We start from the raw sequence: 12,219 nt of genomic DNA on the forward strand, positions 1-12,219 counted from the left end.
GGTTATCATTACTTTACCAATTATAGAATTTCATTGACGACTCAAAAGTCACAGTTTTACAAAAACTTAAAGTTGAGTTAATAACCACGTTACATACCGATTTAATTATTGCAAAAATCAACTGATTTTAAAAGAAAAACTTATTAATAAGCAATATACTTTGTTTGTATGATAAGTTTACTGATGAAATGCTATCATCTACATAAACAGTACAAGTGCTACAAAAATTCCACCAAAACAGGTCTGATAAACCTATTTGGTGGAATTATTTGCTTCAAATCATATTAAATTCTTATTTCAACGTACCGATGCGGACCTCATCTGGATCTTTACCTTGTCGCGCACCTTGATCTAGACTATCAATTTCAGCGATATCAGTGAGTTCTAGGTTGAAATCAAGGATATCGTAATTCTCACGGATACGTTCAGGTGTCTTAGATTTCGGTATGATGACACGGTTGTGCGCTAAATGCCAACGAAGTACGATTTGAGCTGGTGTCTTATCGTAACGTTCTGCAATATTCACCACAGTTGGATGATCTAATAAGCCACGATTGCGCATTAATGGCATCCACGCCGTTACTGCTATGTCATGCTTATCGCAGAAATCTTGCGTCTCTTGTTGATTAAAGTATGGATGACACTCAATTTGGTTTACAGCTGGCGTTACATCCGTTTCCGCCATTAAACGTTCCAAATGATGCGGCTTAAAGTTACATACACCGATCGCACGAATTTTACCATCATGATAAAGTTGCTCTAACGCTTTATAACTTTCAATAAACAGTTCGTCCGCTTCACACGGCCAGTGAATGAGATACAAATCTAAATAATCCGTACCTAAATTCTGTAACGATTTCTCAAAGTAAGTTAACGTCTGCTCATACCCTTGGTAATCGTTCCACAATTTAGACGTGATAAAGAGGTCTTCGCGATCGACACCTGAGTGCTTAAGGGCGCGACCCAACGCTTGTTCATTTCCGTAAAAGTAAGCAGTATCGAAGGCGCGATAACCCGCTTCAATCGCAGTCTCTACTGCCGTCTCCATTTCCTCGTCAGTAATCTTATAAACGCCGAGACCAATCTTCGGCATTGGATAACCATTGTTTAAGTAATAAGTATCTTGAACCATACGCTCTCTCCTCACTTTCATTCTCAACTTAATTTTGCCATGTTCGGCTTGAGAATGACAAGAAAGTGCTCTTCGCTGTCTGTACAGGGGCTGATATCAAGTATGATCAAAGTCAGTGATGATCACTTTATTTTGGGGAATATTTATTTTCTACATGTTCTTTCATCTTCTGCAGTCTTTTTTGATACGCCAGCTCTGCTTTTAATTCTTCATTTTCCTGTCGAAGTTTCGCAAGTTCTTCTGATGTGTGCGCAGTATCTTTTCGTGAGTGATGCTTCATTGGTAAAAGACCTCTCTTTCTAAGATTTTGCCTCTGCAGTCCACCTTAACATTTCCATTTAATCTGACTCCACCTGCTGAAAAAAGCTCGAGTCAGAACGCTAATTCCAACTCGAGCCTTGATCTACGTCATCGATTCAAACTTTCGACGCTTTCACCATTTTATTGATGGTCGTCCTCTTCTTCGTCTTCATCTGTATGACGTGTTTCGTTATATTCATATTTTAAAATAACATTGATGATTTGATGATTATCGATTTCTGAAATAATCCAACGATCAAATATTGTATCGACATAATCATTCTGTTGTAAGTTGGTGTTGTGTGCTTGTAACCAACCTCCAATCGTGTCGATATCCTCTGAATCTTCGAACTCGATGCCAAATTGATCTTGAATGTCATCTAGTAACACACGACCGTTGATTTGGAAGGTGTCGTCATTAATTTTAACAATATCGTTAACCTCGTCGTTATCGAACTCATCTCGAATTTCGCCGACAATCTCTTCCAAGATATCTTCCATCGTTAAGATACCAGCTGTACCGCCATACTCGTCAATGATGAGACTCATATGTACGTGCTCACGCTGCATGCGAATCAATGCGTCGCTAATACGTGTCGTTTCAGAAATCATCGGGAGTTCGTGAATATAGTTGCTAATGCGAATCGCTTCACCAGAGGCATACTCTGTAAGAAATTCCTTAACGTTGATAAACCCTTTCACATGGTCTTTGTCGCCATCTTCTGTGATTGGATAACGTGTAAATTGGTGTTCTTTAATCGTTTCAAGCAACTCTTCAACGTTGAAAGGTTCATTCAACGTCGTCACTTGTGTACGCGGAACCATAATATCTTTGGCGTGACGCTCATCAAATGAGAAGATATTCTGCATATATGCGAGCTCAGTTTGATTGATTTCGCCGCCATTATAACTATTATTAATGATAATCTTAATTTCTTCTTCTGACATCGCATCGTTGTCTGCATCTGGGTCTACACCCATGATTCGTATGATTAAGCGCGCAGAACCATTCATCAACCAGAGGAGCGGTTTCATAATCATGCCGAAGTAGTATAGTGGACGTGAGTAGACGAGCGCGAGTTTCTCTGTGTGTTGAATCGCAATAGACTTCGGCGCAAGCTCACCCAGTACGACGTGCAAATAAGTCACTAAGATGAACGCGATGATAAATGCAAGCGTCGTCTGCACAGGTTCAGGCATCGGGAAGAGGTTAAAGAGCGGACTGAGGATCTTCTTAAAAGTCGGTTCCCCTAGCCAACCTAATCCTAAAGATGTCACTGTAATACCAAGCTGACAAGCAGATAGGTAATAATCTAAATTGTGAATCATCTTACGAACGACTTTCGCACTGCCGTTACCTCCTGCTGCTAATTGTTCAATTCGTGTAGATCTTACTTTCACTAGCGCAAACTCAGAACCTACAAAGACAGTAGTTAATGCAATTAACAGAATAAAAATAATTAAACTAATTATGGTCGTTGTTTCCAATTAATTCCCCTAATTTAGGGATTCACCTCCAAATTGATCAGTGCCACAATGTGGTTTCCATAAGCCTAGATTACGTGTATAACTATGATATTGATTCCACGTTAAATCCTTCCCATTGTAGCACCTCCCTAAAAAAGACGTATTGTATCCATAATAGCATATTTCTAAACAATTTTAATAGTATATCACACTAAAAAGTTGGCTTTTACACTAGAACTCATGAAGCTCGCCACCTTTAATCGTCGCGATAACTTCAGTGTGCGTACCCGTAATTACGATGTCTGCATCTTTTCCCACAACAAGACTGCCCTTACTGCTATCTACACCTAACGCACGTGCTTGGTTCATGCTCGTTACACGCCACAATTCTTCAAGGTTCGCACCCGTAAACTGTTTCAAATTCTCTAAACCGTCGTTCATACGTAGAATACTTCCAGCAAGCGAACCACTCGCCAAGCGGGCTTCAGAACCTTTGACATGCACGTTCTGTCCACCTAAATCATATTCTCCTTCAGGCATGCCTTTCGCACGCATCGCATCAGTGATGAGATAAAAATGCTCGTTACCTTTCTGTTTGTACGCAATCGCCACAGCTGCCGGATGTGAATGCACACCGTCAACGATGATTTCTGTAGCGAGATGATCATTCGTCCAAGCAGCCCCAAAGACGCCAGGGTTACGATGTTCAAACGGCGTCGCTGCGTTATAGAGGTGAGTGATATGTTTCGCACCATGTTCGACCGCTTCATTCGCCTCATCAAACGTCGCTACTGTATGCCCCATTGAGAAGATAATGTCATCGTGTAGAGCTTCTAACGTTTCATGTGCACCTTCAACTTCTGGAGCGAACGTAATAATCTTGATCAATTGATTTGCAACATCTTGGAAATGACGAATCTTCTCTACAGACGGACGTTGCACATAAGCAGGGTTCTGCGCTCCCACTTTATGTTCAGAAATAAATGGACCCTCCAAATGTACACCTAAGATTTCTGCTTCTTCTGTAGAAGATTGTTTATCTTTATAAGTAGCAATCGTACTGAGCGCACGTTCGACGTTCTCATCGGATTGCGTCATCGTCGTCGCTAGGAAACTTGTCGTACCTTCACTTAAGAGATTCTGTGCTAAATGCTGTAAACCTTCTTCTGAAGCGTCCATGGCATCCTTGCCATATCCGCCATGGATATGAATATCGATGAAGCCGGGTAAGATATCGTGTCCTTGTGCGTCGTAAGTCTTCAACTCACCTGTGTAATCACCGGAGGCAATTTCTGTTATCTTACCGTCTTTGACTACCAAGTAGCCACGATCGATCACTTTATCTTCTGTATAAATTTTGCCGTTAGTAATGACATATTCCATAATTTGACCTTCTTTATGTTTAGAGTAGTAACTTTATTTTACAATAACATCGCAAGCGACGCATCTCTTTAGTTAAAAAGACCTGCATCGTCAATGATTTCGAACAATGCAGGTCTCGCAACATCTTCAATTACTTTCAATACTTACTATCATTTTACAAAATCTATTTGCCTTAAAAACTTCACTTACTACTACGTTAACTATTCGTCCATAGCTTGAGAAGCTTGGATTTCATCTTCAGAGAGTTTCGGTTTAATAATTCCGTAGATAATCGCGCTGACTAACGCACCGACCACGATAGCTAAGAGTGTTTGAAGTGAGTGACCAAAGTCTGTACCAAATACGACGAAGATACCGCCGTGTGGTGCTCGGATAGCTGAACCGAGTCCTAAAGCAATCGCACCACCGATACCTGAACCAATCATCATAGATGGAATGACACGGATCGGGTCAGCCGCCGCAAACGGAATCGCACCCTCAGTGATGAAGGATAAGCCCATCACATAGTTCGGAACGATAGAACCGCGTTGTGCTTTCGTAAATTTCTTACGGAAGATGAGCATTGCTGTCGCAAGTGCAATCGGTGGCACCATACCGCCGACCATTGCAGCAGTAATCGGTGCTGTATTCCCTTCGATTAACGCTGCAGTCGCAAAGACGTACGCTGCTTTGTTGAAAGGACCACCCATGTCAATCGCCATCATTGCGCCGACGACGAGACCGAGTATCATCACATTAGCACCGGATAAACTATTTAAACCGTGAAGTAATAAGTGGTTTAACCATGCTGCAGGCGGATTGATCACATAAATCAATGCTAAGCCTGTAATCGTTACAGATAAGATTGGATAAATTAATGTAGGTTTCAACCCTTCAAGCGCTTGTGGAATACGACTGAAGAGCTTTTTAATACCTTCAGTTAAGTAACCCGCTAAGAAACCTGCAATAATACCACCGATAAATCCGGAATCACCCGATACGGCAAGCATACCACCAACTAAACCAGCAGCGAAACCAGGTTTGTCGGCAATACTACGTGCGATGTAACCAGACAAGATTGGAATGATGAGCGCAAATGCACTGTTTTTACCAATGTTCCATAACTGTTCTGCAAACGGAATATATTCTTTGCTCTTAGGATCGAAAGAGTTCGTACCCATGAGGAAGACGATAGCCATCAAGATACCACCAGCGATAACGAGTGGTAGCATATTGGAGACACCGTTCATCAAGTGTTTGTAAATCGTCTTACCGACACTTTGTTTCTCATTTGTACCGCCGCTCGTGTTCTTGCTATCTCCACGTGCAACGAACGGTTGACGCGACGTATCTTGCGCCATGTTAATTAGCTCTTCAGGACGTTTAATCCCGTCAGCTACTGGAACTTCTACGACATTCTTGCCGTCAAAGCGATCTGTTTCAACGTGCACATCTGCTGCAACGATGATTCCAGTAGCTTTCTCGATATCCTCGCGTGTGAGTCGATTCTTCACACCGCCAGAACCATTTGTTTCTACTTTAATGTTGACGTCCATCTTGCCCGCTTGTTTCTTCAAGGCATCACGTGCCATGTACGTATGTGCAATACCTGTTGGACAAGCAGTGACTGCGAGGATATAAGGTTTCTCTTCTTCGCCTGCAGGAACACCACTCGCATCTTCTGCAACTTCTTCTGTTTCCTCGTCAGTGGCTTCGTCATCTGCTTTATTAATAATATTCAATACTTCTTCTGGCGAGTTAGCTGCAAGTAGTTCAGCACGTACTTGGTCATCCATGAGTATGCCAGATAATTTCGCTAAGGCATCCAAATGGGTTTGAGCGCCGCCAGCAGGTGCTGCAATCATAAAGAAGAGGTGTGCAGGTTGCATGTCTAAACTTTGATAATCTACACCTGCTTGGGATTTACCGAAAGCAATTGCAGGTTGTTCTACTGCTTCTACTTTCGCGTGAGGAATGGCAATACCTTCACCAATTCCTGTTGTGCTTTGTGCTTCACGATCAAAAATCGCTTGTTGATATGCTGCTTTGTCATTCAATTTCCCTGCTTGGTCGAGTTGATCAACCAATTCATTGATCACACCGTCTTTGTCTGAAGCTGACAATTCCATAGCAATGGTGTCTTTCGTTAATAATTCGGTAATTCTCATCTTGTTCACTCCCAACAATGATTGTTCAATTTCAATATTCATGTTCGTCTTCACTGTGTGCGTTCGTCTTGATTACCTTGTGCCGAAGTAGTTACGCATCAATGGACGTGATTTGTACTTGTTGTCGAATGCGATCGATGCTGTCCTTTTCCGCTAAATCATCATTAAAGGCTGTTGCAGTACCCGACGCAACGGCTTGAGCAAAAGCTTCTTCGATAGATTGGCCTTGATCCAATCCTGCAACCATTCCGGCAACTGTGCTATCTCCTGAACCTACTGTGTTAACGACCCGTCCAGTAGGCACCTGCGCTTTCAACCGTCTTTCAGCATCCATGTAGATCGCACCTTCTCCGCCTAGAGAAATAATGACAGATTGTGCACCTTTCTCGAGGATATGTTGGCCACAGCGTACAACGTCTGCATCAGATTGAATGGTCGTGTCAAACATCATTTCAAGCTCATCTTTATTTGGTTTGATGAAGCGTGGGTGGTAATCCAATACCGATTCCACTAGTTCTTTTTCAGCATCTACCACAAACTGTGCCCCTGTATGACTTAAGATTTCGACAATTTGTCGATACGCATCTCTAGGCAAACTTTTCGGCATACTACCTGCAATCACAACCGTATCCTGTTCAGTTGTCTCTCGCATTTGTTGTAAAAGGGCTTCAAATTGCGCTTCAGTCACTTGCGGTCCTGGCGCATTAATTTCAGTTTCCGTATCTGTTTTCAACTTAATATTAATACGCGTATCTTCAGACGTTTCGATAAAACGCGCTTCAATACCCTGACTTTCTAATTGTTCACGTATAAATTGACCCGGGAAACCACCCGCAAAGCCAAGTGCTGTTGTGGGCGTATCCAACGTCTGCAGCACACGCGATACATTGATACCCTTTCCACCTGCAAACTTCTGCGTCGAAGTTGCACGATTCAGTCCTTCAAGTTGAAAGTCTTCTGTATAGACGACATAGTCAATAGAAGGATTGAGTGTTACCGTGTAAATCATGTTAAACCTCCTATCAAGTGATACTGTTGAGCATATGACTGAAATACGTCTAAAGCGGTTATTTGTTCAGAAACGAGGACCGATACTGAGGAAGTTATCGGAACCGTCGCGAAATAAACTTTGTCATATTTCGTATGATCAGCTAGAACGTAAGTGTGAAAGCTAAAGTCAATCGCATACGCTTTAATCAATGCCTCTTGTTCATCTGGCGTCGTTAAACCGTGATGGAGATCTAAACCGTTAATCCCGATAAAAGCTTTATCAAAGCGATATTTCTTCAACGTTTCCAATGCATTAACGCCTACAGTAGCTAATGTCGTCGCTTTAACTTCGCCACCTAATGTTAACGTCTTGAAACCATATTTCAGTAACTCTTCCACATGTGTTAAACCGTTAGTTACCACGGTCACATGCTTCGCTTTGATAAATGGAATCATCTCCAGCGTCGTTGAACCAGCATCGAGAAAGATACAGTCATGATCTTCTACATATTCTGCTGCTTGACGCGCAATCTCTTGTTTCTCTTGTAAATTACGCGTGCGTTTGTCTGCGAGTTTCGCCTCTGTCACCACGGATTGATTTAATGCCGCGCCACCATGAACGCGAGAAAGCTTGCCCATCTGTTGCAGTTTAGACAAATCTCGTCGTACTGTCGACGCACTACTTCCAGTATGGTCAACCAATTCTTGTAAGGTTAAGAATTCTTTGTTTCTCAATTCAGATAAAATCATTTCATGACGCTTCTCACTGATCATCGCTCATCCACCTCATTTCACCTTTATTATAATGTCATCGCTTTCATAATTCAATCATTTTTAACCAAATTCATTCAAAAACAATCACTGTATACACGAAAATATTCCAAAATCTGTCAAATTCGGTATACAATATGGGAGCAAGACAGAAATCCAAGATTTCGTAGTCTTGCCCCCTCAAGGATGACTAGAGTTCGAGAAAGCGATAGCTATCTCGAATTCAGTCAGCTACTGCGTAATTGTATATATAGAACTAACAGTTTCGTACTTATTCTTTCAATGTCAACACGATATTGAGACAGAAATCTAAGATTTCGTAGTCTTGCCCCCCGCACATGTCTGACTAGTAATTGAGAAAGCGTCAGCTATCTCAATTACAGATAGATACTGCGATAAGCATGAGTTAATATCTTTATCAAAAATTAAGATCTCTCTAAATGAGATGACTTTATATCTATAGTTTATTCTTATTGTAATCTTCGAACGACACGTTCTGCTTCTAAATCACACTTTGTGTAATATCTGCATACTGACCTTCAACGACTGTGATTAAATCTTGTGGCGCTACTTTAATTTGTGTGCCTCGCTCACCACCACTAATGTAGATATAAGATAACAACGTCGCTGTCTCATCTAGTGTAGTAGGGAATAAGCGTTTCATTCCTACTGGGGAACATCCCCCTCTTATATATCCGGTCACTTGTTTCAGGTCGCGCATCGGCATGAGATTCAGTTTCTTCTCATGTACTGCCTTAGCAGCCGCTTTCAAGTCTAGTGTCTCTGTCACAGGAATAACAAAGACGTAATGCTCATGATTCGCATTCTCTAATACAAGGGTCTTAAAGACATGTTCTGGATCTTCTCCTAAACTATGCGCAATCGTTTCACCATCTTGATGGGAATCCTCAACTTCATAATAATTAACTTCAAACTCTACGTCCGCGCGCTCCAACATGCGCATCGCATTAGTCTTTTTACGCTTCATACCTGACCCCTCCTTTCTGTCATTAAAAAATACAAACAAGCGCAATAACTTGTCTGTATTTATTCAAATCGTAGGCTCTGCAATAGCTTGACCATCAGGCGTCACTCTAACTTTGTACTCCAGATGCTTTGTAGGTTGTACGAATACATAACGCCAACCTGACTCATCATGGCTTCTCTTCCTATATCTATCCAAATCATGATTGTAAGTTTGTGCTGTGGTTCGCGCTATTACATCCGCTTCTCGCTCATCTATTTGAACGTGGTTTACCTTTGGCCGTTTCGGAATTTGATCATAGAGATGCACGTGCAAGTGTGGGTCGACCGTTACGCGTTGATAGCTCTTAGGACGCTTGCTATCTATAAAGGTGAATTCATAGTATGGCTCACCCTTAGAAGTTTGTGCAAGTGTATAGTGGTGATAACGTGATTGCATATGCGCGTTCTTCAAATGAGTGTCGGCTGCTTGACGCGCGCGTTGTAACGTTGGAAGCTGAGACAGGTCACTTTGATTTGCTGAAGTCTTAATCGAAGTATTCTCTACATCCTTATGAGGTACTTGTTTTGTTGCCGCATGAATCTCAGGATGCAACTTGAAATGCGCTTTCTTGTCCAAAGATACGCGTTCACCAGTACATCTAAAGATCAATTCATGCAACTTACATAACGCCTGGTGATTCGTTGCGATATAGATGAGACCAATCAAACAACTCGCCAATACGAAGGCAAATAGCGATAACATAATATTTTTTCCATTCATCTGCCAAGAAAGTACTCCTTTAGTATTTCCTATATCTTACCACGTACTTAACATATTTATTGTAATATAGTTTGCAATTTAAAATAAACGTAATATAGGTAATATAAAGGTAACAGACGCCCTCATTTTACTGGCGTTTTTCAATATCACATGCCTACAAACTCTCTTAAACCTTGCGCTTACGTAAGGCTTTTTCAATAAAAATCACACCGATACCTAAAACCATCACTAACGTCGACATGTAGAGCGGAAAGTTATAATTCACGTCGTATAATCCACCTGCTACGAGCGGGTCCGATAAAGTTTCCCATACTCGTAAAGGTTGAGTTGAGACCTCCTGCGAAGCCTTGACGGTTACCCGCGATGTTTGAAAAGTAATTCGTTAACGCAGGTCGAATCATATCGAAACCGATAAAAACGACGAAACTAATAATCATAATCGTCCAATAGTGACTTGCGAAAGTTAATGAAATCAAAATAATGCCTGAATAAACTAACGCATAGTTAATAAACGTAAGTTCTTTCAAATACTTCATAAACTTATCAAATAGCAAGACTTGGAAGATAGCGCCGAGTATACCGCCGCCTGTGATGGCAATCGAGATATCGAATGGCTGATAGTGCGCTTTGTCCGCAGTGTATAATGGGAACAGTGTTTCGAACGCGGATAAACCGAAAGCGAGAATGAGCGTAATTAACACAGGTGTCACGAACACTTTCCAATTAATCTTGCCTAACACGTCTGTTTGATAGTGTGTAAAACCAGCTTGCGTATGATGTTTCGGGTTGTGAAGTAACGTCACTGAAAGAATGAGTGCTAACACACCTGTCGTCCCAGCCATGTAGAACGGCAAACGGTGAGAGAACTCGGCCAAGAAACCACCTAAACCAGGGCCTAGGATAAAACCTGAATTAATGATGGCTGACATATAACCAAAGTTCTTCGCTTTATCTTTCGGATTTGAAATATCCGCAATCATACCTGTTACACCAGGCATAATCATACCTGCACTCCAACCACCGAGCACACGTGAAACGATTAATAATGAGAATGTGTGACTCGTCGCAAAGAGAAACTCAGAAATTGAGAAAAGGACGAGACCTATACAAATGATGAGTTTCTTCCCTAACTTGTCTGCGAGCGTGCCTCCAAAGGGTGAAATAATCATTTGGGCTAGTGCGAAGACGGCTACAAGTATACCGAGATCGCTCCCTTTTAATCCTAAATCTTTCAAATAGACTGGAAGAACTGGAATCACAAGACCAATACCTAGAAAGACAAGAAATATATTAAAGTATAAGATAAGAAATTGCTTCTTCATATAGATCCTCCAATCCTATAATGATGTTATCTTTGATGTTCAACAACTTATGATTGATACAAGACTTATCGCTCATATTATTTTATAATTTTAAACTATCCGTGCGTTCCTACACAATCAATACATATTATAAGCCGTTAACCGTTGCATAAAGCAGTACATCCTAGTATCATTTAAATTTCAATTCTCACATCTTGCGTGGGTTTCGCGTTAGTATTTAATAGTAGTTGCGCTTCATTACGACGATACGATGATTGCGTAACATTGCGCAGTGGTGAACAATTATAAACACCGACGAAACCTGAAATGCTTAGATGTGAATTTCAATGAAAGTAGGTGACGTTGTGAGCGCACGTTATATCGCTCGAATCGTCTTTCTCATATTATTTGTCTTATCTTTATTTGATCACATTTTTCAATTTATGACTTTGAATTTATTTTTAGCTTATGTACCGTTCGAACTGTGCTTCTTATTAAGACTATTTAAACCACAGCACCGTTTCGAATGGCCATTATTTGTCATATTTAGCTTAATCTTTATCTTTATGGTGCCGAATACGTTCTACATGATTACAGATTTAATCCATCTCAAGCAGTTTATCTTTAATTTCTACGCTGGTCTGAATTTAACTGAATGGATGTATTTCACTTATCTCTTAGCTGGCGTCTTTCTCGCGCTATACTGTCTCGTACTCATGTTCCGTGAAATTCGTTATTTCACTCCGTATCGCTGGTTCAATCGCGCACTCATCTTGATCATGATGTGCTTAAACGGTTTCGGTATTTACATCGGTCGATTCTTGAGATTACATTCCGTTTATCTCATTAACGAACCTCTACGTATCGTTCGTAAACTCGTGACTCAAGTCGACTTGAAAGCGATGGCCTTTGTATTGTTGATGGTCACCCTTCAACTCTTACTCTACATCTTTATGAAAGGAGTTCGTAGCTTCAATTAAT

Annotated in this window: 10 protein-coding genes and 1 pseudogene; 1 reads left to right on the forward strand and 10 read right to left on the reverse strand. The window is 41.1% G+C overall.

Annotation, left to right across the window (positions count from 1 at the left end):
* Window positions 1–292: 292 nt before the first annotated feature.
* The 10 genes and pseudogenes from CD126_RS00080 to norA all read right to left on the reverse strand — a co-directional run bounded on the left by CD126_RS00080 (window position 293) and on the right by norA (window position 11,259).
* Window positions 293–1,132, reverse strand: coding sequence for an aldo/keto reductase (locus tag CD126_RS00080; protein ID WP_049408124.1), 840 nt, complete (start codon window positions 1,130–1,132; stop codon window positions 293–295).
* Between the two features lie 127 nt (window positions 1,133–1,259).
* The gene (locus CD126_RS12060) at window positions 1,260–1,412 is read right to left on the reverse strand and encodes a hypothetical protein (RefSeq protein ID WP_160313436.1); all 153 of its coding nucleotides are present in this window, start codon (window positions 1,410–1,412) and stop codon (window positions 1,260–1,262) included.
* A gap of 161 nt (window positions 1,413–1,573) precedes the next feature.
* Window positions 1,574–2,920 (reverse strand): hemolysin family protein, encoded by a 1,347-nt coding sequence (locus CD126_RS00085; RefSeq protein WP_103369854.1) that lies wholly within the window; start codon window positions 2,918–2,920, stop codon window positions 1,574–1,576.
* A gap of 210 nt (window positions 2,921–3,130) precedes the next feature.
* Entirely contained in the window at window positions 3,131–4,285 is a 1,155-nt protein-coding gene (nagA, locus tag CD126_RS00090; protein ID WP_103369855.1) for an N-acetylglucosamine-6-phosphate deacetylase, read from the reverse strand.
* Between the two features lie 197 nt (window positions 4,286–4,482).
* A complete protein-coding gene (locus CD126_RS00095; RefSeq protein WP_103369856.1) occupies window positions 4,483–6,429 on the reverse strand; it encodes a PTS fructose transporter subunit IIABC in 1,947 nt (648 codons plus the stop codon).
* Between the two features lie 91 nt (window positions 6,430–6,520).
* Complete coding sequence (pfkB, locus tag CD126_RS00100) at window positions 6,521–7,438, reverse strand: 1-phosphofructokinase (protein WP_049408118.1); 918 nt, start codon at window positions 7,436–7,438, stop codon at window positions 6,521–6,523.
* Window positions 7,435–8,193, reverse strand: a complete 759-nt coding sequence (locus CD126_RS00105; RefSeq protein WP_103369857.1) for a DeoR/GlpR family DNA-binding transcription regulator — start codon at window positions 8,191–8,193, stop codon at window positions 7,435–7,437. Before CD126_RS00105 ends, pfkB begins: the two co-directional genes overlap by 4 nt.
* 499 nt (window positions 8,194–8,692) lie before the next feature.
* The gene (gene ybaK / locus CD126_RS00110) at window positions 8,693–9,178 is read right to left on the reverse strand and encodes a Cys-tRNA(Pro) deacylase (RefSeq protein WP_049408114.1); all 486 of its coding nucleotides are present in this window, start codon (window positions 9,176–9,178) and stop codon (window positions 8,693–8,695) included.
* 63 nt (window positions 9,179–9,241) lie between these two features.
* Window positions 9,242–9,937, reverse strand: a complete 696-nt coding sequence (locus tag CD126_RS00115; protein ID WP_049408112.1) for a hypothetical protein — start codon at window positions 9,935–9,937, stop codon at window positions 9,242–9,244.
* 166 nt (window positions 9,938–10,103) lie between these two features.
* Window positions 10,104–11,259: pseudogene (gene norA, locus CD126_RS00120) on the reverse strand (multidrug efflux MFS transporter NorA).
* A gap of 344 nt (window positions 11,260–11,603) precedes the next feature.
* On the opposite strand from norA, the gene CD126_RS00125 reads away from it, so the two are divergent.
* A complete protein-coding gene (locus CD126_RS00125) occupies window positions 11,604–12,218 on the forward strand; it encodes a DUF1361 domain-containing protein (RefSeq protein WP_049408151.1) in 615 nt (204 codons plus the stop codon).
* The last annotated feature ends 1 nt before the right edge of the window (window position 12,219 follow it).

This window comes from Staphylococcus pettenkoferi, from assembly GCF_002902685.1.
Taxonomy (GTDB): domain Bacteria; phylum Bacillota; class Bacilli; order Staphylococcales; family Staphylococcaceae; genus Staphylococcus; species Staphylococcus pettenkoferi.